This is a genomic window from Streptomyces sp. Ru71, assembly GCF_002920535.1.
GTDB lineage: Bacteria > Actinomycetota > Actinomycetes > Streptomycetales > Streptomycetaceae > Streptomyces.
Map to the genome: position 1 here is coordinate 1 of NZ_PQSS01000084.1, position 21835 is coordinate 21835.

The following is a 21835-nucleotide window of genomic DNA, read 5'->3' on the forward strand; positions in this document are numbered from 1 at the left end:
ATTTCGGGGGCGTTCCGGGGCGCTTACAGTCGTCGTATGCGCTATGAACTGGTCATCTTCGACAACGACGGCGTCCTGGTCGACAGTGAGCCGATTTCCAACCGGCTCCTGGCCGCCTATCTGACCGAGCTGGGGCATCCGACGACGTACGAGGAGTCCATCCGGGACTACATGGGGTCCGCGATGCACCGGATTCACGACCTGGTCCTTGAGCGCACGGGGCAGCGGCTGCCGGAGGACTTCGACGACATCTTCCACGCTCGCGTGTTCGCCGCGTTCGAGCGGGAGTTGAAGCCGGTGGCGGGGATGACCGGCGTACTGGAGAAGCTGACGGCCGGCGGGGTGCCGTACTGTGTCGCGTCCTCCGGGAGCCATGAGCGGATCCGGGTGGGGCATCGCACCACCGGGCTGGACCGGTGGTTCGACGACGCGCGGATCTTCAGCTCGCAGGACGTCGGGCGGGGCAAGCCGGCGCCGGATCTCTTCCTGCACGCGGCCGAGCGGATGGGGGTGGAGCCGGGCCGGTGTGTCGTCGTAGAGGACAGTCCGCTGGGGGTCCAGGCGGCCGTGGCGGCCGGGATGGACGTCTTCGGGTTCACGGCCATGACGCCGGCGGCGAGGCTGGCGGGGGCCACTCAACTCTTCTCCGAGCCGGGGCAGTTGGCTGACCTGCTCGTATGATCCGGGCCATGCGGGGGTGCTGACAATTGTCATGCCGAGGCCTGGACGATCGTTTCTACTGGGGGACCCCTCCCGGCCGCGAAGCTAAGAGCATGACGACGACGAAGAAGAACCTGCAGCCGCTCCTCCTCGACGTGGCGGTGCCGCTCGCTTCGTACTACCTCCTCAAGGAAGCCTTCGGGATGAGCACCTTCGCGGCGCTCGCCTGGAGCAGCGTGGTGCCGGCCGGGCGCACGGTGTGGAGCGCGGTGCGGGAGCGGACGGTGAACGGGCTGGCGGGGCTCATCCTCGTCGTGAACCTCGTCAGCCTGGTGCTGAGCTTCGTCTCCGGTGACCCGCGGCTGATGCTCGCCAAGGACGGCGCGGTCAGCAGCACGGTGGCCATCGGCATCCTGGTGTCCGTGGTGGTCGGGAAGCCGATGATGACCGCGGCGTTCAAGCCCATCATGGTGAAGGGCGACGAGGTGCGGGAGGCCGCCTGGCAGCGGCTGATGGCCGGCTCGCCGGCGTTCCGGCGGGGCGAGCGGGCGTTCTCGCTGGTGTGGGGTGTGGCGCTGCTGGCGGAGTGCGTGGCGCGGGTGGTGGGCGCGTACACCGTGCCGGTGGACACGATGGTCTGGCTGGGTTCGGTGCTGATGGTCGCCACCATGGTCGTCGCCTTCGTGGTCAGTGGTGGGCTGGCCGTGGAGCCCATGAAGCGGATGCTGGCCGCCGAGGTGGAGGCCGGGCGGGCCGCCGTCGGCCGGCCGGACGTCGCGGTCGCCGCGTAAAGTTGAGCCGAATTCATCTTTGGCTGGATCTACCCAGCAGTAGCCCGGGGCCCTACGCTCGCCGCCATGACTGATGTGCTGCGGCGCGGTAGGGCCTCGCTGGCGTTCAGCTTCTTCGCGCAGGGCGTCGCCTTCGCTCTCCTGGTGACGCGCATCCCGGCCGTCCAGGACCGCTACGGCATCTCCGACGCGCTGCTGCCGGTCTTCCTGGCCGCCGTCCCGATCCTCGCCGGTGTCGGTAGCGTGACCACCGAGCAGCTGGTGAAGCGGGTGCGGCCGAGCCGGGTGCTGCGCTGGTCCCAGCCGGTGGTCCTGCTGGCGCTGCTGGGCGTCGGGGCGGGGGACCGGCTGGTCGAGGTGGCGGTGGCGCTCGCGGCGTTCGGGCTGGCCGTGGGGGCGCTGGACGCCTCGATGAACATGCTCGGGGTCAGTCTGCAGCGGTCGTACGGGCGCAGCATCATGCTCAGCTTCCACGCCGCGTACAGCCTGGGCGGGATACTCGGGGCGTCGCTGGCGTGGGTGGGGGCGCACTGGCATCTCGCGTTGTGGGTGTCGTATCTGCCGGTGGTGGCGGTGCTGTTGCCGGCGGTGCTGACGGGGAGTCGGTGGTACGTCGACGGGGATGGGCCTGGTGTCGTCCAGGAGGCGGGAGACTCCAGGGGCGACGGGGTCGTCTTCAAGCTGCTGTTGCCGCTGTGTCTGGTGATGACGTTCGCGTACATCGGGGACTCGACGGTGTCCAATTGGAGCGCGAAGTATCTGCAGGACGTGCTGGGCAGTTCGGAGCAGCTGGCGACCGTGCCGTACAACGTGTACATGGTGACCACGCTGTTGGGGCGGGCCATCGGGGACTTCGGGGTGCGGAGGTTCGGGGCGGCTGCCGTGGTGCGGGGCGGGGCGCTGGTGGCGGCGGTCGGGTTCGCGGTGGTGGCGGGGCGCCCGGGGCGTGGGTGGGGATGCTCGGGTTCACGTTGCTGGGTCTGGGGCTGTGTGTGCTGGTGCCGCAGACGTTCGCGGCGGCGGGGCGGCTCTTCCCGGGGGCCTCCGATGCGGCGGTCGCCCGGCTCAACATCTTCAACTACGTGGGTTTCCTGATCGGCTCGCCGCTCGTGGGGGCGCTCGGGGACGCGTGGAGCTATCGCGGGGCCATGCTGGTGCCGATGGTGTTGGTGCTGGTGACGTTGGCGTACGCCAGGTCGTTCGCCGCTCAACCGGACCGATACGGTGGCGGGCATGAGCGGCCGCGCACAGCTGATGTGGGACGAGGCAGTAACGGGCTATGACTTCGGTCCGGACCATCCGATGGATCCGGTCCGCCTGGCCCTGACCCGGAAACTGGTCGGTGCCTTCGGGCTCGACCGCGAGGTGGACGTGGTGGCGGCCAAGCCCGCCGGGGAGTCGACGCTGCGGCTCGTCCACCGGGAGGACTACATCGAGGCCGTGAAGGCGGCCTCCGCGGATCCGGCGGCGGCCGACCAGTCGTACGGGCTCGGGACGCTGGACGATCCGGCGTTCGCCGGGATGCACGAGGTGTCCGCGCTGATCGCGGGGCAGTCGGTGGGGGCGGCGGACGCCGTGTGGCGCGGGGAGGCGCTGCACGCGGTGAACTTCGCGGGCGGACTGCACCATGCGATGCCGGGGGGTGCGTCCGGGTTCTGCATCTACAACGACGCGGCGCTGGCCATCGCGCGGCTGCTGGAGCTGGGGGCGGAGCGGGTCGCGTACATCGACGTCGACGTGCATCACGGGGACGGGGTGCAGGCGGCGTTCTGGGAGGACCCGCGGGTGCTCACGATCTCGTTGCACGAGCATCCGCGGACGCTGTTCCCGCAGACCGGGTGGCCGGAGGAGACGGGGGCGGATGTGGCGGAGGGGTCGGCGGTGAACGTGGCGCTGCCGGCGGGGACGGGGGACGCGGGGTGGCTGCGGGCGTTCCACGCGGTGGTGCCGGAGCTGCTGGCGGAGTTCCGGCCGCAGGTGGTGGTGTCGCAGCACGGGGCGGACACGCACTTCGAGGATCCGCTGGCGCATCTGGCGGTGTCGCTGGACGCGCAGCGGGCGGTGCAGGTGGCCTGTCACGACCTGGCGCACGAGTACGCGGACGGGAAGTGGGTCGCGCTGGGGGGTGGGGGTACGCCGTGGTGGACGTCGTGCCCCGGTCGTGGACGCATCTGGTGGGGATCGCGGCGGGGCGGCCGGTGGAGCCGGCGTCGGTGATTCCGGAGTCGTGGCGGCAGGAAGTGTTCGCTCGGACGCGGCAGTTGGGGCCGGGGCGGATGACGGATGGGCGGTGGCCGGTGTCGTTCGCGTCGTGGGATGCGGGGTACGACCCTGCGGATCGGCTGGATCAGGCGGTGCTGGCTACTCGGCGGGCGGTGTTTCCGTTGCGGGGGTTGTTGGCGTAGGAGTGTTTCTCGCGGGTGGGCTCTGTGCCCGGTGTTGCCGGTACCCGGTGCTGTGGCTGGGCGCGGGTGGGTTGCGCAGCCCGGCGCGACGGGGTGCCTCCCCCAAGCTCTTCGAGCAGGGGGGACCCCCAGCGCCCACCCGTGCCGCCCCAGCGGCACGACTGCCCGCAGCTATGCGGATACAGGTGCCACCCCCGGGCGCGGCGGCGCGCAGCTATGCGGATGCGGGTGCCGCCCCCGGCGCGGCGGCGCGCACAGGGGGGCCCGCGCTCACCCGTGCCAGCGGCACGATTGCCCGTGGCTTGGGTGGGTGGCCGTTACGCCAACTGTGGGCTCTTGCCCTGTTTTCGTGTCGCTCGTAGCAGCCGTCCGGCAGCATCGAGGGCGTGGTGTCTGTTGGTGCTCTGCGGGCCCATCTTCTTCAGTCTCGGCTGGCCGGGACCGTGGCGACCTCTCGGGAGGTGAGTCTGCGGAGTTATCGGTTGTTCGCGGCTCGGGACCCCCGCGTGTTGATCGGGATCGATCCGCAGCGACCGTGGGCGCCGCGGGATGTGATCGAGCTGATGTCGGACAGGTGCGGGGTTTCGGCCGATCCGCTGCACACTTCCGGGCAGGATGTGATCGACCCGGAGCGGACGCTGGCCGCGCTGGACGCGTTCGCGGAGCGGCTCGCGGCCCTCGCCCGGCGTCGCGGGAGCGTGCTGTTCGGCACCGGGCACCCGCACCGGCTGCTCGGTTTCTACGCCGATCTGGCGGACGCGTTGTCGGCGGCGGGATGTGCTGTCCTCACCCCGGCGCAGGGTCGCTGTGTCGACATATTGACCCAGTTCGGTCTACGCACGCACAACCTCGACTACGTACGAGGAGTCGCGTTGGTCCGCGAGGGCGGCGCGAAGCGCCCCGGTGGTGCGCCCGGCGCGCACACGCATTCGCCTCTCCCGGTTCGTACCGCGCTGGCCGCGGCGGCCGAGGCCGGCGGGCCGTTGCCGGAACTCGTGGTGGGGGATCACGGCTGGGTCTGCGGAGCAGGTCAGCTGGGGTTCGAGGCGATCGGGCTGGCTGATACGGACGATCCGGCGCCGTTCGTGGGGCAGGCCGAGGGGTCCGTGGCCGTCGTCGTTCCACTTGATGACGGGGTGCGGGCCGCTTACTACCGCCCGCTGACCCGCTACGTACTCAATCGAGCGTGTCTGTCACAGTAAGGAGCCGATGGGTGCACCTCTTCCCCACTTGCATCACCCGCCCCTAGTCTGGGGAGTGAGCACGCAGCGACGAAGAGTCACCGGAAGGGGAAGCCGGTGGCCGTCGAGTGCGGAAGGTTCAGGTGTGTCATGGCTGCTGAGCAGAGGCCTCTGAGCGAGGTTCAGTTCCTTACCGTGGCGGAAGTCGCTGCGGTGATGCGAGTGTCGAAGATGACCGTGTACCGGCTGGTGCACAGCGGTCATCTGCCCGCGATCAGGGTGGGGCGGTCCTTCCGCGTCCCCGAGAACGCGGTCCACGAGTACCTCCGCGAGAGCTACGTGGGGGTGGAGACTGCCTGACGGCGAAGAGGGAGATCCGCGATCAGTACAGGGCACTTGTGATCTCCCTGGACCCCTCGATTACGACCTCGGCGCTCGGGCGGGTAGGCTAGCCCCTCGTAGGTCGTGTGGGCCCATGGCGCCCAAACACCGAGTGATGAGAAGTGAGCGAGGATAGTCGTGGGCTCTGTTATCAAGAAGCGGCGCAAGCGGATGGCCAAGAAGAAGCACCGCAAGCTGCTGAAGCGCACGCGCGTCCAGCGTCGCAACAAGAAGTGAGCGACGCGAGCAACGCCGCGTAGAGCGTGTGTTCTGTGGCCCCCCACCACACCCGGTGGGGGGCCACAGTCATATCCGCACGCCTCTGGCGTCACTGTGCTCCGCCCGGCCGTTTCTCGTCACTTCATGCATCGGGTGGTCATCACAGCGCAACGTCGAACCGCTAAGTTGGCCGCAGGTGGGAACGCGGGCGTGGGACGAGTCTGGAAGGAAGGCGCTGATCTTGGGAAAGGTCGTGCTCGTGACCGGAGCGGCCCGGCAGCTGGGCGGCCGCTTCGTACGACGGATCCAGCGTGACCCGCAGGTCGACCGGGTCGTCGCCGTGGACGCGGTGCAGCCCGAGCACCATCTGGGCGGCGCCGACTTCATCCGGGCCGACATCCGGCAGCCCACCATCGCGCGGGTGCTCGCCGAGACCGGGGCCGACACGGTCGTCCACATGGACGTCACCGGTACGGCACTCGCCGGCGGCAGCCGGGCCACGGTGAAGGAGACCAACGTCATCGGCACCATGCAGCTGCTCGGTGCCTGCCAGAAGTCGCCCACGGTCAAACGGCTGGTGGTGAAGTCCTCCACCAACGTCTACGGCTCCGCGCCGCGCGATCCGGCCGTCTTCACCGAGACCACGCCGCCCAAGTCGCTGCCCAGCGGCGGCTTCGCGAAGGACACCGTCGAGGTCGAGGGGTACGTGCGCGGTTTCGCCCGCCGCCGCCCCGACGTCGCCGTGTGCGTGCTGCGGTTCGCCAACATCCTCGGGCCCGGCGCCGACACCCCGCTCGCGTCGTACTTCTCGCTGCCCGTCCTGCCGACCGTGTTCGGCTACGACCCGCGGCTGCAGTTCGCGCACGAGGACGACGTGATCGAGGTGCTGCGCCTGGCCTCGCACGAGCCGCGCCGGGGCACGCTGAACAGCGGCACCTTCAACATCGCCGGCGACGGCGTGCTGCTCCTCTCGCAGTGCGCACGGCGGCTGGGGCGGCCCACGGTGCCGCTGCTGCTGCCCGCCGTCACGTGGGCGGGCTCCCTGGTGCGTACGCTGGGCATGACGGACTTCTCTCCCGAGCAGATCCGGCTGCTCACCCACGGCCGGGTCGTGGACACCACCCAGATGCGCGAAACGCTGGGATTCCAGCCGACCTACACGACCGCTGCGGCGTTCGCCGACTTCGTACGCAGCAGGGGACCGGGCCTGCTGCCCCCGGAGGCCCTCGCGGGGGCCGTCGACCGGATCGCCGCGCTGCCCCTCGCGGGCGGCGGCCACCTCCCGACGCAGAGCGCCAACTGAGGAGCGCAGCAACGATGGCGGACGCCAAGGTCATTCCGTTCGACGACGACCGGTCCCGGGGAAGCGCCGTGCAGCGCCCCGCGCGACGCCGGGGCGCTGGCAGCCGGCGGGGCGGCGGCGAGCCGGTTCCGGTGCGGGAGATCCGCGACACGCGCAGCGCCCGGGGAAGCCGGTCCGCGCCCGGCACGCCCGCCGCGCCGGAGGAGGCCCCGGTGAGCCCCGAGCCCGGTGCCGAGCAGCCGCAGCAGCCCGACGGCGGCAACGGCGGCGAGGGCGGCCTGGAGCGCCGTGTCGCGGCCGGCCTGTCCTTCCTGCGCCGCCGCCTGACCGGGGACTACGAGGTCGACGACTTCGGCTACGACGAGGAACTCACCGACCAGGTCCTGATGTCGCTGCTGCGCCCGGTGTACGAGAAGTACTTCCGGGTCGAGGTGAAGGGCCTGGAGAACATCCCGGCCGAGGGCGGCGCGCTGATCGTCGCCAACCACTCCGGCACGCTCCCGCTGGACGGGCTGATGATGCAGGTCGCGGTGCACGACCACCATCCGGCCGGCCGTCACCTGCGTCTCCTGGCCGCCGATCTGGTCTTCGTGCTGCCGGTGGTGAACGAGCTGGCCCGCAAGCTCGGCCACACCCTCGCCTGCTCGGAGGACGCCGAACGGCTGCTGGGCCAGGGCGAGCTGGTCGGGGTGATGCCGGAGGGCTTCAAGGGCATCGGGAAACCTTTCAGCGAGCGCTACAAGCTCCAGCGCTTCGGCCGTGGCGGGTTCGTCTCCACGGCGCTGCGGCAGGGTGCGCCGATCATCCCGTGCTCGATCGTCGGGGCGGAGGAGATCTACCCGATGATCGGCAACGCGAAGACGCTGGCGCGTCTCCTCGGCTTCCCGTACTTCCCGCTGACGCCGACCTTCCCCTGGCTGGGCCCGCTGGGCGCGCTGCCGCTGCCCACCAAGTGGACGATCCAGTTCGGCGAGCCGATCGCCACGGACGGCTATCCGCCGGAGGCGGCGGAGGACCCGATGCTGATGTTCAACCTGACCGACCAGGTCCGCGAACAGATCCAGCACACCCTCTACAAACTGCTGGTCCAGCGAAGGTCGGTGTTCTTCTGAAACGTTCCGGCAGACATACGACGGTGGGGGCGCCCCTCGGGAGAGAGGCGCCCCCACCGTCGTGACCGGGGACTAGTCGGCGTCGTCGCTGTCGATGCCCAGGCCGGGCAGGAGGCCCGGGAGGAGCGGCGGGAGCGTCACGTCCGGCTCGGGGATGGACGGACCGCTCTGCGACGGCGAGGCGCTGCCGGTCTCCTTCGGCTGTTCGAACAGGCCGCCGGTGTTGCCACCGAGGAGGCCGTCGTCGATGCCGCCGATACCGGGAGCGGACTTGCTGGGGCCGCCGGTGCCGGTGTGGTCGCCGGTGGTGGGGGCGCCACCGGTGCCACGGCTGGGATCGCCGGAGCGGTGCGCACCGGAGGACCCGGTGGACGCCGGCCCGCCGCCCGGCCGGTTGCCGTCGCCGCCCCGGGTGGCCGGGGTCTGCGGCAGCAGGGACTGCAGCGGGGCGACCTCTTCGTCTATGGCGTCGAACACCGACGACACCTGCTCGCTGACGTCCCCGAGCTGCACGGGCAGCTTGTCGCGCAGCGCGCCCCACACCTCGCGGTGCGAGGCGGAGAAGGCCGACAGCGCCTGGATGGGGCCCAGGGAGTCGGGGTCGCGCTCATAGGCCTCGTGCAGCAGGCGATGGCCCTCGGCGGCGTCGTGGGTCATCCCGTTGAGCGTGCGGCGGATCTCGCCGAGCGACTCGTGGTCGAGGTGCCCGCCACGGCCGCGCTCCAGCAGCCGTCTGGCCTCGCTCAGCCGGGTGGACGCCTGGTCCAGATAGGACCGGCCGCGCTCGTCGTCGCCCTCGGCCAGGTAGTTGAGCTTGAAGTCCTCGATGTTGCGCTTGAGGCCGTAGAGCGAGTCACCGGGCAGCGCGTCCGAGCTGGCAGCGGCGACTCCGCCGAAGGCGCCGGCCGCAACACCGACGCTGAGCCCGCCCGCGGTGAGGCCCTTGGCCAGCCGTGTGCGCGGGCGGAACTTCCCCAGTGGCGTCGCCCGGTGTGCGCCCCTGGCCCTCGCGGACCGCTGCTCGGGCACGGAAGGGTCCGCTGCCTCGCCCCCCGCGGCGCCCTCCTGCAGCATGGCCTCGAACGCGGCCACGAGCTGGGCTCGCTGGACGACCTTGACCTCCGGATCGAGCTCCGGCTTGGGCAGCGCACCGAGACCGGCGGCGAGGGCGACAAGGCGCCCCTGCTCGGTTGGGTCCTCGGCGGCTGGGGCCGGTGCCGATCCTTCGGACTGCTCGGCCGCCGTGCCCCGATCGGACTGCTCCTCCAGGGCCTGGGCGAAGGCGTTCGCCCGCCGGTGCGCCGATACGTTCGCGATCACTGGCGGCACCTCCTCTCGTCATGACGGTCGACTCCCCAGGGGGTCCTGAGGGTTGCACGCCCCGGCCACTTCCACACGATCGTGTGATCAGCTTTGGCCTGGGCGTGACCACAGGGAGCCTGCATCCCGCACAACGAGCGGCGCGGCACTTGGGTTACGGACGGCGGATGATCGGATCGGGAAGTCAACGAACGCGGACGGAACGTGACTTGAGCGTCGCTGAGCGTGTCGTGATCAGCGGGCGTCGTCCGGCAGCAGCCGGGCGAGGGTGCGCACGGCGCGGTACTGGAGGGTCTTGATCGCACCCTCGTTCTTGCCCATGACCCGGGCGGTCTCGGCGACGGACAGGCCCTGCAGGAAGCGCAGGGTCACGCACTCCTGCTGCTGCGGGTTGAGCCGTCGTACGGCGTCCAGCAGGGCCGCGTTCGACAGCGACTCCAGGACGGACTCCTCCGGGGAGCGCTCGACCTCGTTAGCGTCGAGCATCTCGCCGGTGGTCACCTCCAGCCGGAACCGGCTGGACTTGAAGTGGTCGGCCACCAGGTTGCGGGCGATGGTCACCAGCCACGCGCCGAAGTCCCGCCCCTGCCAGGTGAAGGTGCCGATCCTCCTGAGCGCCCGCAGAAAGGTCTCACTGGTGAGGTCCTCGGCGGTGGCCTTCCCCCCCACCCGGTAGTAGATGTACCGATAGACGGTGTCGCTGTACTGGTCGTAGAGCCGGCCGAACGCCTCGGCCTCGCCGGCCTGGGCGCGCTCGACGAGGTCCATCATCCGGGCGCTGTCGCTGTCCGCGGCGGGGCGGCGAGCGGTGGCGGCACCGGTCGCGCGCCCCCTTCTGCCCACCGCGGCCCCGCTCTCGGCCAGTGCGTAGCACGGGCCGGCGGGGGTGGCGGTGGCGAATGCGGGGACGGCGTGCGCGGCGGGGACGAGGCCGCGCAGCAGGTTTTGCACCGTCGCGACCGTTGCGCGCAGCGTAGCCAGGCCCGAGGCGTCAACCCCGACGTGTGGGTACACGGGACTCCCAGAGGCAGAGCTTCCATCACGTGCAGTGCGGGACCGTTCACCCGTCGTGGCGACGGAGGGGTACCGGTTTGCGTCTGAGGAGAATAACGCTTCGTGCAGGCACTGCTACACCGAGTTGCTCAAATCATCGATTGCGTCGCTTCTGTGGCCGTTTGACGGCCGATCAGTTTCCCCTCCCGGAACGCTTCTTGATCGGATCGGTTCGCATTCGGGGTGAGTGTGGGCCGGGTTGTGGCCGCGTGAGAGATCGGTGACTGTTCGCTCCGCTGGGTGGGTATGCCCCCTGGAATGGCCGGAACTGACGGGGCGTGACTGGTTCTGAGCCGCGAGCCGTGGCTGGCCGGGGGGTGGGTGCGCAGCCCGGCGCGACGGGGGGCTGCTGCGCCCACCCGTGCCGCCCCAGCGGCACGACTGCCCGCAGCTATGCGGATACGGGTGCCGCCCCCGCGCGGCGGCCCGCAGCTATGTGGGGAAAGCCGCCGACGGCGAGAAGGGGACGGGGTGGGGGGTGTCCGCCCGCAGCGGCCGGCACCGCCAACAGCTAGCGCGTCGGGGACAGTGGGCCGGACCGAGGACGGATACCCCCCACCCCGGCCCCGACCCACCCACCGGACCGAAGGCGCTACACCAGCCACGACGTGACAGCGACGGGCCGCCGCAGGCATTTCAGGGGCGCGGGGAACTGCGCGACCAGCCACAACGCAACCCGCACGGGCCGCCGCAGGCACCGGCGAGCAACCACAACGCAACCCGCACAGGCCGCCGCAGGCACCCGCGAGCAACCACAACGCAACCCGCACAGCCCGCCCGCAGGCACCCGCGAGCAACCACGACGACACCCGCAGACGAACCACTACCGCCGGCGCCGGTGCAACGCGATCGCCGCCGCCGTGCCACCGGCCACCGCGCCCACCCCCGCCGCCGCCGGAATGCCGACCTTCGCCGCCTTGCGCCCCGTGCGATAGTCCCGCAGCCGCCAGTCATGCTCCCGCGCATGCCGCCGCAGCTTCGCGTCCGGGTTGATCGCGTACGGATGACCCACCAGCGACAGCATCGGGATGTCGTTGTGCGAGTCGCTGTACGCCGCGCACCGGGACAGATCCAGCCCCTCCGCCGCAGCCAGCGCCCGCACCGCCTCCGCCTTGGCCGGTCCGTGCAGCGGCTCGCCCACCAGCTTGCCGGTGTAGACGCCGTCCACGGACTCCGCGACCGTGCCCAGCGCACCGGTCAGCCCCAGCCGCCGTGCGATCACCTGGGCGATCTCCACCGGCGCGGCGGTCACCAGCCACACCTTCTGCCCCGCGTCCAGGTGCGCCTGCGCCAGCGCCCGCGTGCCCGGCCAGATCCGCTCGGCCATGTACTCGTCGTAGATCTCCTCGCCGATCGACTTCAGCTCGGAGACGCGGTGCCCCTTGACGATGGACAGCGCCGAGTCGCGGGCCTCCTGCATGTGCTCGGGGTCCTCCACCCCGGCCAGCCGGAACCACGCCTGCTGCCAGGCGAACCGCGCCAGATCCCGGGTCTCGAAGAACTTCCGCTTGTACAGGCCCCGCCCGAAGTGGAACAGGGCCGCACCCTGCATCACCGTGTTGTCCAGATCGAAGAACGCGGCGGCCTGGTCGTCACCGAGCACCGGGAACTCCGGTTCCTCCGCGGTGACGTCGGCGGCCGGCGCCGACTTGCGCGCGGCCTCCGCCGAGGCCTCGCCTGCCAACACGCTTCGCGCCGTGGCGGAGCGCCTACGGGGAGTGAGCCATCCGAGAGCGGCCATGGCGTGAGCATAGCCAGTTTGTTCGGTGGTTCCGGCGCCGAGAGGTTGGAAGCCTGTGAACTCTGCGCGACCGAGCCGTTAAAGAAGTCATCGAAAGCGGGTCGAGGCAGCCGACAACCCTCCGCAAGCCCGACGAGCCGTCAGCACGGCAACGGTCGAGCCGCCCGCGCGACAATGACCGTCATGAGCCCCCTCTTCCGCCGCGCCCCCCGCCGCGCCCCCCAGGACCGCCTCGTCACCCTCGTCCGCAAGCCCGGCTGTCACCTCTGCGACGACGCCCAGCAGGTGATCGAGAAGGTCTGCGCGGAGCTCGGCGTGGACTGGGAGCAGAAGGACATCACCGAGGACAAGGCCCTGTACGACCAGTACTGGGAGCAGATCCCGGTCGTCCTCGTCGACGGCGAGCAGCACACGTTCTGGCGGGTGAACGAGGACCGCCTGCGCAAAGCCCTCACGGACTAGCCGACCGACTAGTTCAAGACCGTACCGAACGTCGCATAGGATCGATCCGCTTTGGTCTCGGGGGCGGGATTCACGAGGAGTGAGCCGGTTTTGCCCCCACGTAGCACGCGACATAAAACGCGCGTGAGCCCGGTCACGTTGGGCGGGCAAATCGGACACCATCTTTGTGCACGCGTTCACAAAGACATAGCCTGCTGTCGACGGGGCGGTCTGGGGACGTACGACCGCCCACAGCCCCGCTCTACCCGCAGGAGCACCGTGGCAACTGGCCGAACTCACCGACCGGCGACCCGTAGCCGAGGGATTCCCGAGGCCACCGTCGCCAGGCTTCCGTTGTACCTCCGGGCGCTGACCGCACTGTCGGAGCGCTCGGTCCCCACGGTTTCATCCGAGGAGCTGGCGGCCGCCGCCGGGGTCAACTCCGCGAAGCTGCGCAAGGACTTCTCCTACCTCGGCTCCTACGGCACCAGGGGAGTCGGGTACGACGTCGAGTACCTCGTGTACCAGATCTCCCGCGAGCTGGGCCTGACCCAGGACTGGCCCGTGGTGATCGTCGGTATCGGTAACCTCGGCGCCGCCCTCGCCAACTACGGCGGTTTCGCCTCCCGTGGCTTCCGGGTGGCCGCGCTCATCGACGCCGACCCGGCGATGGCCGGCAAGCCCGTAGCGGGCATCCCGGTGCAGCACACCGACGACCTGGAGAAGATCATCCAGGACAACGGCGTCTCCATCGGCGTGATCGCCACCCCGGCCGGCGCCGCCCAGCAGGTCTGCGACCGCCTCGTGGCCGCCGGCGTCACCTCGATCCTGAACTTCGCGCCGACCGTGCTGAACGTCCCGGACGGCGTCGACGTGCGCAAGGTCGACCTCTCCATCGAGCTGCAGATCCTCGCCTTCCACGAGCAGCGCAAGGCCGGCGAGGAGGCCGCCGAGGCGGCCCTGCCCACCACCACCGCGGACGCGGTGCCCGCCACCACCAAGGAGGCGGGCATCACCGCCCGCCGCGGCGGCTCCGCCGACCAGGGACCCGACGGGGACGTGCCCGCCGTGATGCCGGCATGAGCCTCCTCGTCGTCGGGCTGAGCCACCGCAGCGCCCCGGTCAGCGTGCTGGAGCGGGCCGCGCTGAGCGCGGACGCCCAGATCAAGCTGCTCCAGGACACGGTCGCCGCCGAACCGGCCACCGAGGCCGCCGTGCTGGCCACCTGCAACCGCATCGAGCTGTACGCCGACGTGGACAAGTTCCACGCCGGTGTCGCCGAGCTGTCCACGCTGCTGGCCCAGCACAGCGGGGTCGGCCTGGAGGAGCTCACCCCCTATCTCTACGTGCACTACGAGGACCGGGCGGTCCACCACCTGTTCTCGGTGGCCTGCGGCCTGGACTCGATGGTCGTCGGCGAGGGCCAGATCCTCGGCCAGATCAAGGACGCGCTCGCAAGGGCGCAGGAGCTGCACACCGCGGGCAAGCTGCTGAACGACCTGTTCCAGCAGGCCCTGCGGGTCGGCAAGCGCGCCCACTCCGAGACCGGCATCGACCGCGCCGGGCAGTCCCTGGTCACCTTCGGCCTGGAGCAGCTCGCGCAGGGCGAGGACGTCACCGCCTGGGCGCGCGGCCGCAAGGCGCTGGTCATCGGCGCCGGCTCGATGTCGTCGCTGGCCGCGGCGACCCTGGCGCGGGCCGGCGTCGCCGAGATCGTCGTCGCCAACCGCACGTTCGAGCGCGCCGAGCGCCTCGCGGAGATCCTCACCCAGGGCGACGACACGGACGTGGCGGCCCGCGCGGTACGGATGGACGCCGTACCGGGCGAGCTGACACGTGCCGACATCGCCGTCTCCTGTACCGGGGCGACGGGACTCGTCCTGACGGCGGAGGCGGTCACGGCCGCGCTGGAGGACCGTACGGGCGCCCCCGTCGCCGTGGAGGAAGCCCCGCAGGCCCGCCCGCTGCCGCCCACCTCGGTCGGCACCGAGGACGGCTGCCCGCTGGACCTGTCCGCCGTGCAGTCCGGCTTCTCGCTGGCCGGGGAGGCCGCCGTGGCCGGCATGGACGCGGCGACGCTGGAGCAGCACGCCGCCTGGGTCGACAAGGGCACGGTCGTCGAGCGCCGCGAGGACGCCCGGCGCAGCCCCGAGGCCGACGCCGAGCTGATCGGCGCGCTCGCCGCGACCGTGGCGACGATCGGCCGCATCCCGGAGCGGCGCAGGCCCGAGCCGGTCGCCGAGATCCCGCGCCCGCGCCCCTCGCTGTTCCTGCTCGACCTGGCCATGCCCCGCGACATCGACGCGGCCGTGCACCGGCTGACCGGCGTGCGGCTGGTGGACATCGAGTCCCTCGCCGAGGCCTCCGCGGACGCGCCGATGGCGGCGGACGTCGACCAGGTGCGCCGGATCGTCTCCGACGAGGTCGCCGCGTTCGGCGCCGCCCTGCGGGCCGCGCACATCACGCCGACCGTGGTCGCGCTGCGCACCATGGCCGCCGACGTCGTCGCCGGTGAGATGGCACGCCTGGAGGGCCGGCTGCCCGGCCTGGACGACAAGCACCGCGCCGAGATCACGCAGACCGTCAAGCGCGTCGTCGACAAGCTGCTGCACGCGCCGACGGTACGGGTCAAGCAGCTCGCGGCCGAGCCCGGCGGCGCCGGGTACGCGGACGCGCTGCGCACCCTGTTCGACCTCGACCCCGAGACGGTGGCCTCCGTCTCCCGGGCCGATGACAGCACCGAGAAGAAGGCCGGAACCGAGGGCCAGCGATGACTGAGAAGGCACTGAGGCTGGGGACCAGGCGCAGCAAGCTCGCCATGGCCCAGTCCGGGCAGGTGGCGGACGCCGTGCGCGAGGTGACCGGACGGCCCGTGGAGCTCGTGGAGATCACCACCTACGGTGATGTCTCCCGGGCGCATCTGGCGCAGATCGGCGGCACCGGCGTGTTCGTCACGGCGCTGCGCGACGCGCTGGTGCGGGGCGAGGTGGACTTCGCGGTTCATTCGCTCAAGGACCTGCCGACCGCGCAGCCCGAGGAACTCGTCCTGGCCGCCGTACCGGTGCGCGAGGACCCGCGGGACGTGATCGTCGCGCGGGACGCGCTGAAGTTCACGGACCTGCCGCGCGGGGCGCGCATCGGCACCGGTTCGCCGCGCCGCATGGCGCAGCTGAACGCGTACGCGCGCGGCCACGGGCTGGACATCGAGACGGTCCCGATCCGCGGGAACGTCGACACCCGCATCGGGTACGTCCGTGACGGCGAACTGGACGCCGTGGTGCTGGCCGCCGCCGGGCTGAACCGGATCGGCCGCAGCGACGAGGTGACCGACTTCCTGTCGGTCGACACGGTTCTGCCCGCCCCCGGCCAGGGGGCCCTGGCGATCGAGTGTTCCGCGGACAACGCGGAACTGATCGCCGCGCTCGCCGAGCTCGACGACCCGTTCACGCGGGCCGCCGTGACGGCGGAGCGGTCACTGCTCGCCGCCCTGGAGGCCGGCTGCAGCGCACCTGTGGGCGCGTTGGCCGACCTGCTGGCCGACGGGCAGATTGTCAAGGAAATGCGCCTGCGCGGCGTCGTCGGCACCCCCGACGGCACCCGCACGGTGCAGCTGTCCACCACCGGTCCCGTGCCCGAGACGCACGAGGGCGCCGTGGCTCTCGGCCGCGAACTCGCCGTCGAGATGCTCGCCCAGGGCGCGGCCGGTCTGATGGGGGAGCGAGCACATTGAGCCCCACCACCCTTCCCGCCGGTCCTGAACACGGGCACGTCACCTTCCTCGGTGCCGGACCCGGAGATCCGGGACTGCTGACTCTGCGCGCCGTGGAGGCGCTGGCGAACGCGGACGTCCTCGTCGCCGAGCACGAGGTGCTCGACGTCGTACGCACGCACGCGCGGCAGGGCGTCAGCGTCATGCCCACGGACGTGGATCCGCTCGCGGACCCGAATCCGGGCACGGGCACGCCCCAACCGGCGGTCGTTGACGGGGCGTCAACAACCGCTGGGATTCCCGCGGTGCGGGATGCCGCACATCTTGTCATGGAGGCCGCGCGGGGCGGCAGGCGGGTCGTCCGTGCGGTGTCCGGCGACCCCGGCCTGGACGCGTACGCCGCCGAGGAGATGCTCGCCTGCGCCAAGGCCGGCGTGCCCTTCGAGGTGGTCCCGGGCATCGCGACCGCGGTCGGCGTGCCCGCGTACGCCGGTGTGCCGCTGCGTGACGCCGAGGGCGCGGACGTGCGGTTCGTGGACGCCCGTACCGCCTCCGACCGGTGCTGGACCGAGGTGGGCGCCTCCGACGGCACGGTGGTCGTCTCCACCACGCTGGACTCGGTGGCGGCGGCCGCGGGCGAGCTGGTCTCGGCGGGCCGCAAGCCGGACACCCCGCTGACGGTGACGATCGCCGGTACGACGACCCGGCAGCGCACCTGGACGGCCACGCTCGGCACGATCGCGCAGACGCTGAAGCAGGCGAAGGTGCTGCCGTCCCCGGACGGCGGCCGCCCGGTGATAGCCGTGGTCGGAGACCGCAGCGCCCCCGCCCAGCGCGACCAGCTGGCGTGGTTCGAGTCCAAGCCGCTGTTCGGCTGGAAGGTCCTCGTGCCGCGCACCAAGGAGCAGGCGGCGTCGCTCTCCGACCAGCTGCGCTCCTACGGCGCGGTGCCGCACGAGGTCCCGACGATCGCCGTCGAACCCCCGCGCACCCCGCAGCAGATGGAGCGCGCGGTCAAGGGCCTGGTCACCGGCCGCTACGAGTGGATCGCGTTCACCTCGGTCAACGCGGTCAAGGCGGTCCGGGAGAAGTTCGAGGAGTACGGCCTCGACGCGCGCGCCTTCGCGGGCATCAAGGTGGCCGCGGTGGGCGAGCAGACGGCGAAGGCGCTGATCGCGTTCGGCGTGAAGCCGGACCTCGTCCCGTCGGGCGAGCAGTCCGCGGCGGGCCTCCTGGAGGACTGGCCGCCCTACGACCCGGTCTTCGACCCGATCGACCGCGTGTTCCTGCCCCGCGCCGACATCGCCACCGAAACGCTGGTGGCGGGTCTGATCGAGCTGGGCTGGGAGGTCGACGACGTCACGGCCTACCGCACGGTCCGCGCCTCGCCGCCGCCGGCCGACACCCGTGAGGCGATCAAGGGCGGCGGCTTCGACGCGGTGCTGTTCACCTCGTCCTCGACGGTCCGCAACCTGGTCGGCATCGCGGGCAAGCCGCACAACGTGACGGTGATCGCCTGCATCGGTCCGGCGACGGCGAAGACGGCGGAGGAACACGGCCTGCGTGTGGACGTCATGGCCCCGGAGCCGTCCGTCCACAAGCTGGCGGAGGCCCTGGCCGACTTCGGCATGAAGCGCCGCCTGGCAGCGCTGGAGGCCGGCGACCCGGTGACCCGGCCCAGCGAACGCCGCCCGGGTGCGCGGAGGCGCCGCGCGGCGACGTGACCCCAACCGACAGGGCGCTCCTCAGGGGGCGCCCTGTCGCTGTACTCGCCGCTTCACGGTGCCCGGTGCTGTGGCTGGCCGGGGGTGGGTGCAGCTATGTAGGGATAGCCGCCGACGGCGGGAGGGGGCATTTCAGGGGCGCGGGGAACTGCGCGACCAGCCACCCACCCACCCGCAGACGAACGGCGACCTCACCCCCGACTCCGCGTCGGCAAAGGCACCCCCCGCGCGGGCGTAGCGTAGGTGGTATGTCGAAGTATGGATCTTTTCCCGGTTCGCGGCCCCGCCGGCTTCGGAGTACGCCCGTCATGCGGCGGATGGTCGCCGAGACCCGGCTGCACCCCGCCGATCTGATCCTGCCCGCGTTCGTGCGGGAGGGCGTGAGCGAGCCGGTGGCGATCGGCTCCATGCCGGGGGTCGTGCAGCACACCCGGGACAGCCTGAAGAAGGCCGCCGCGGAGGCTGTGGAGGCCGGGGTCTCCGGGATCATGCTCTTCGGCGTGCCGGAGGACGACAAGAAGGACGCCCTCGGCACCGCCGGCACCGACCCGGACGGCATTCTCCAGGTCGCCCTGCGGGACGTGCGGGCCGAGGTCGGCGACGACCTGCTCGTCATGTCCGACCTGTGCCTCGACGAGTTCACCGATCACGGGCACTGCGGCGTCCTCGACGCCCAGGGACGTGTCGACAACGACGCCACGCTGGAGCGGTACGCCGAGATGGCCCAGGTGCAGGCCGACGCCGGTGCGCACGTCGTGGGTCCCAGCGGCATGATGGACGGCCAGATCGGTGTCATCCGGGACGCCCTCGACCAGATCGAGCGCGAGGACGTCGCCATCCTCGCCTACACCGCCAAGTACTCCTCCGCCTTCTACGGCCCCTTCCGCGAGGCCGTCGCCTCCTCCCTGCAGGGCGACCGCAAGACCTACCAGCAGGATCCCGCCAACTGGCGCGAGTCGCTGCGGGAGTTGGAGCTGGACCTCGCCGAGGGCGCGGACATGGTCATGGTCAAGCCGGCCGGGCCGTACCTCGACATCCTCGCCCGGGTCGCGGACGCCGTGGACGTGCCGGTCGCCGCGTACCAGATCTCCGGCGAGTACGCGATGATCGAGGCCGCCGCCGAGAAGGGCTGGGTCGACCGGGACCGGGCGATCTTCGAGACCCTCACCGGCATCAAGCGCGCCGGTGCGCGGAACATCCTCACCTACTGGGCCACCGAGGTCGCCCAGAAGCTGCGCTGAGGCGCCCGCAGGGCGTGCGAGGGGCCCTCGTCGCGCAGGCCCTCGCCGTCACGGCAGGCCGTCAGGGCGCCGGCCGCGAGCACGGCGAGGGCGACCGCGGCGGCCAGCCGGCGGGTACGTGCGGGCAGGGTGCGGGTCCGGTGTCGTACGGGCATGGCGTCAGCCTCGCCGCCGACCCGCCCGGTGCGCCACAGCCGCTCGCGGATGTGGGACGCCGGGACGGTCACACAGCCCCTGACCTGCGAGGACGTCGGTCCGATGGGACGCGGTACGGGACGCCGCATCACCAGTCGAGGGCCGTTTCCAGGTCGGCCTGCCAGTACGTGACGGTCAGGCTGTCGTCGACGTACACGCCCTTGGCGGGCAGCGACACCGTTGCGATCGAGCCGTCGTCGAACGGGACCGTCAGGCTGTGCACGGTCATGCCGCCCTCGGCGCTGCCGTCGCCCGCGGACAGCCGCACGCCCGCGTAGCCGGACTCGCCCGGCGCCAGGCCGGTCACCGACTGCGGCCGCGTCTCCGGCGCCACCGGCGGCACGGACTGGGCCTCGCCGAAGCGTGCCATCGGGTACGGGGGCAGCAGGCAGGTCTTCTTGCCGCGGTTGGTCGCGGTCAGCAGCAGGTGGTTGACCGGGCGGGTCACCTGCGTCGCGGTGATGCGTACGGTGGCGGCGGAGCACTTGCCGGGGCGGTCGGAGCCGGCGGACGAGCCGGTCCCCGTGCCTTTACCGGCTCCGGTGCCTTTACCGGCTCCCGTGCCCTTGCCGGATCCGGTCCCCTTGCCGGCCCCCGAGTCCACGGAGCTGCCGGTGCCCTCCGCCCCGCCTCCGCCGCCCGCACCCGGGGTGCCGGTGCCGGTGGAGGGCGTCGCCTCCGGGGTGGCCGGTGCCGAGGAGGCCGGACGCTCGGCGCCGGTCGCCGATCCACCGTCCTGGCACGCCGTCAGGGCGAAGGCGGCCAGCGCGACCGTGCCGGCGGCGAAGAGGCGGGTTCGGGTGATGCGGGCGGACATGGTGACTCCCTGCTGTGGAAGATCGGCGTGCTTGGATGACCGAAAGCCTGCGGTAGCCGCTGTCCCAGCCGCCAGCAGCCACGGGGGATACGGAACAATGGGATGGCCGGAACGGCTCTGACCTGGGGGAACACCCTCCGTCTGGAACGCGGTTCCGGGACGCGGGAGAGGGGAAACGGGTGTCGGGGGGCGACTTCGCCGAGCTGCTGCGGGCGTTGAAGGAGCGGTCGGGACTCAGTTACGGGGCGCTCGCCAAGCGGCTGCACATGAGCACCTCCACGCTGCACCGGTACGTCAACGGGGAGGTCGTACCGGCGGACTACGCCCCCGTGGAACGCCTCGCCCGCGTGTGCCGGGCCACGCCCGAGGAACTGCTGGAGCTGCACCGCCGCTGGGTCCGGGCGGACGCGCTGCGCGGGGTGAAGCCCGCGCGGGCGGAGGATCCCTCCGAGCCGTTGAACGCCCCCGCCCCACCGGACACCCCCGAGCCGTCGAACATCCCCGACACGCCGGACACACCCGCCTCGCCGGACCCCACCCCTCCGCCGGCCACCCTCGAAGCGTCGGACCCGGCGCCGCGGCCGAACACCCCCTCCCCGCCCCGCCGGCGCCGTACCGCCGTCCTCGCCGGGGCCGGTGCCGCCGTCGTCGCCGCTGTCGTGGCCGTCGCGGTCAGTGTGGTGCCCGGGGAGCACGATGCGCCGCGGACCCCGGACGGGCAGGCGGCCGGGGCGCGGCTGCCCGCCGCCGGATCCGGGTCCCGTACGCCCTCCGCCCACCCGGCCACGCCGAGCCGCACCTCAACGGCATCCCCCTCACCGTCCCCGTCCGCGAGCGAGGGCTCACCGTCGCCGGGCCGTACCGCGGCCCCATCCGGCGAAGAGAAGGACACGGGCCCGGTGGCCGTCACCGTCGCCACCACCCCGTACTACTGGGACGTGCCCTGCGAGCAGAGCTTCCTGGTGGACCGCAGTCCGCGCAACGTGCCGAAGCCGCCCGTGCAGCAGGACGCGGAGGGCTGGGCCGTGGCCCTGGGCGCCGTGGCCGCCGACCACCAGATGGTGACGCTGACCGTGCAGGGCACCGGCGCGCGGACGGTCGTACTGCAGGCGCTGCATGTGCGCGTGGTGGGCAGCGACAAGCCCCTGGCGTGGAACAAGTACGCGATGGGCGACGGCTGTGGAGGGGGCGTCAACACCAAGTCCTTCGACGTCGCGCTCGACTTGGGCAATCCGCTCGCGATGCCGGTCGCCGGGCAGCGGAACTTCCCCTACAAGGTGAGCGAGTCCGACCCCGAGGTCTTCTACGTCAACGCGCACACCAGCGGGCACGATGTGCGCTGGTATCTGGAGCTGGAGTGGTCCAGCGGCACCCGGCAAGGCACCGTGCGGGTCGACGACCACGGCCGGCCCTTCCGCACCAGCGGGTCGCAGAAGCCCTACTACGTCTACCCGTTGGGCGGCTCGGCCTGGGAGCCGGTCAGCGGGGACTGACTGTCCGTATGGCGAAAAGGAACGGTGTACACGGCACGCATCTCCCTAC

Annotated in this window: 19 protein-coding genes and 2 pseudogenes; 16 read left to right on the top strand and 5 right to left on the bottom strand. The window is 71.7% G+C overall.

All coding sequences use genetic code 11. From position 1 onward, the window contains the following. Nucleotides 1-36: 36 nt before the first annotated feature. From C3489_RS32200 to C3489_RS32245, 9 genes and pseudogenes are all read left to right on the top strand, one after another. A complete protein-coding gene (locus C3489_RS32200; RefSeq protein ID WP_103785654.1) occupies nt 37-681 on the top strand; it encodes an HAD family phosphatase in 645 nt (214 codons plus the stop codon). A gap of 92 nt (nt 682-773) precedes the next feature. Then, a complete protein-coding gene (locus C3489_RS32205; RefSeq protein WP_103785655.1) occupies nt 774-1451 on the top strand; it encodes a VC0807 family protein in 678 nt (225 codons plus the stop codon). A gap of 66 nt (nt 1452-1517) precedes the next feature. Continuing rightward, nucleotides 1518-2734 (top strand): annotated as a pseudogene (locus C3489_RS32210) (MFS transporter). Continuing rightward, nucleotides 2685-3856, top strand: a pseudogene (locus C3489_RS32215) (acetoin utilization protein AcuC). The pseudogenes C3489_RS32210 and C3489_RS32215 overlap by 50 nt, the downstream one beginning before the upstream one ends. Before the next feature lie 386 nt (nt 3857-4242). Then, nucleotides 4243-5058: a phosphatase gene (locus C3489_RS32225; protein WP_103785657.1), complete on the top strand. Its 816-nt coding sequence runs from the start codon at nt 4243-4245 to the stop codon at nt 5056-5058. Nucleotides 5059-5187: 129 nt separating this feature from the next. Continuing rightward, nucleotides 5188-5397: a helix-turn-helix domain-containing protein gene (locus C3489_RS32230; RefSeq protein ID WP_181139929.1), complete on the top strand. Its 210-nt coding sequence runs from the start codon at nt 5188-5190 to the stop codon at nt 5395-5397. A gap of 159 nt (nt 5398-5556) precedes the next feature. Next, nucleotides 5557-5655 carry a 30S ribosomal protein bS22 gene (locus tag C3489_RS32235; protein WP_003948845.1) on the top strand — a complete coding sequence of 33 codons (99 nt, stop codon included), beginning with the start codon at nt 5557-5559 and terminating at the stop codon, nt 5653-5655. A 223-nt stretch (nt 5656-5878) separates the two neighbouring features. Then, nucleotides 5879-6940, top strand: a complete 1062-nt coding sequence (locus C3489_RS32240; RefSeq protein ID WP_103785659.1) for an NAD-dependent epimerase/dehydratase family protein — start codon at nt 5879-5881, stop codon at nt 6938-6940. Between the two features lie 14 nt (nt 6941-6954). Then, nucleotides 6955-8052 (top strand): lysophospholipid acyltransferase family protein, encoded by a 1098-nt coding sequence (locus tag C3489_RS32245; protein WP_103785660.1) that lies wholly within the window; start codon nt 6955-6957, stop codon nt 8050-8052. A 72-nt stretch (nt 8053-8124) separates the two neighbouring features. On the opposite strand, the gene C3489_RS32250 is transcribed toward C3489_RS32245, so the two are convergent. The 3 genes from C3489_RS32250 to C3489_RS32265 all read right to left on the bottom strand — a co-directional run bounded on the left by C3489_RS32250 (nt 8125) and on the right by C3489_RS32265 (nt 12166). Further along, on the bottom strand, nt 8125-9372 hold the full coding sequence (locus C3489_RS32250; protein WP_103785661.1) for a DUF5667 domain-containing protein: 1248 nt from the start codon (nt 9370-9372) through the stop codon (nt 8125-8127). Between the two features lie 234 nt (nt 9373-9606). Next, nucleotides 9607-10386, bottom strand: a complete 780-nt coding sequence (locus tag C3489_RS32255; protein ID WP_103785662.1) for an ECF subfamily RNA polymerase sigma factor, BldN family — start codon at nt 10384-10386, stop codon at nt 9607-9609. 862 nt (nt 10387-11248) lie between these two features. Next, entirely contained in the window at nt 11249-12166 is a 918-nt protein-coding gene (locus C3489_RS32265; RefSeq protein ID WP_103785663.1) for an HAD family phosphatase, read from the bottom strand. Between the two features lie 183 nt (nt 12167-12349). Between C3489_RS32265 and C3489_RS32270 the strand changes: the two genes are divergently transcribed. From C3489_RS32270 to hemB, 6 genes are all read left to right on the top strand, one after another. Beyond that, nucleotides 12350-12628: a glutaredoxin family protein gene (locus C3489_RS32270; RefSeq protein ID WP_374936796.1), complete on the top strand. Its 279-nt coding sequence runs from the start codon at nt 12350-12352 to the stop codon at nt 12626-12628. 258 nt (nt 12629-12886) lie between these two features. Beyond that, nucleotides 12887-13690, top strand: coding sequence for a redox-sensing transcriptional repressor Rex (locus tag C3489_RS32275; RefSeq protein WP_103785665.1), 804 nt, complete (start codon nt 12887-12889; stop codon nt 13688-13690). Further along, nucleotides 13687-15381: a glutamyl-tRNA reductase gene (locus C3489_RS32280; protein ID WP_103785666.1), complete on the top strand. Its 1695-nt coding sequence runs from the start codon at nt 13687-13689 to the stop codon at nt 15379-15381. Before C3489_RS32275 ends, C3489_RS32280 begins: the two co-directional genes overlap by 4 nt. After that, complete coding sequence (gene hemC, locus C3489_RS32285; RefSeq protein WP_103785667.1) at nt 15378-16337, top strand: hydroxymethylbilane synthase; 960 nt, start codon at nt 15378-15380, stop codon at nt 16335-16337. Before C3489_RS32280 ends, hemC begins: the two co-directional genes overlap by 4 nt. Beyond that, a complete protein-coding gene (locus tag C3489_RS32290) occupies nt 16334-18040 on the top strand; it encodes a bifunctional uroporphyrinogen-III C-methyltransferase/uroporphyrinogen-III synthase (protein ID WP_103785668.1) in 1707 nt (568 codons plus the stop codon). Before hemC ends, C3489_RS32290 begins: the two co-directional genes overlap by 4 nt. Before the next feature lie 248 nt (nt 18041-18288). Then, nucleotides 18289-19281, top strand: coding sequence for a porphobilinogen synthase (gene hemB, locus C3489_RS32295; RefSeq protein ID WP_103785669.1), 993 nt, complete (start codon nt 18289-18291; stop codon nt 19279-19281). Here the strand turns inward: hemB and C3489_RS32300 are convergent. Both C3489_RS32300 and C3489_RS32305 read right to left on the bottom strand, forming a co-directional pair. Then, nucleotides 19245-19508, bottom strand: a complete 264-nt coding sequence (locus C3489_RS32300; protein WP_103785670.1) for a hypothetical protein — start codon at nt 19506-19508, stop codon at nt 19245-19247. The two genes, hemB and C3489_RS32300, sit on opposite strands and share 37 nt — an antisense overlap. Nucleotides 19509-19564: 56 nt before the next feature. After that, nucleotides 19565-20293 carry a DUF4232 domain-containing protein gene (locus C3489_RS32305; RefSeq protein WP_103785671.1) on the bottom strand — a complete coding sequence of 243 codons (729 nt, stop codon included), beginning with the start codon at nt 20291-20293 and terminating at the stop codon, nt 19565-19567. Nucleotides 20294-20472: 179 nt separating this feature from the next. On the opposite strand from C3489_RS32305, the gene C3489_RS32310 reads away from it, so the two are divergent. Next, nucleotides 20473-21786 carry a helix-turn-helix transcriptional regulator gene (locus C3489_RS32310; protein ID WP_103785672.1) on the top strand — a complete coding sequence of 438 codons (1314 nt, stop codon included), beginning with the start codon at nt 20473-20475 and terminating at the stop codon, nt 21784-21786. Nucleotides 21787-21835 lie beyond the last annotated feature (49 nt).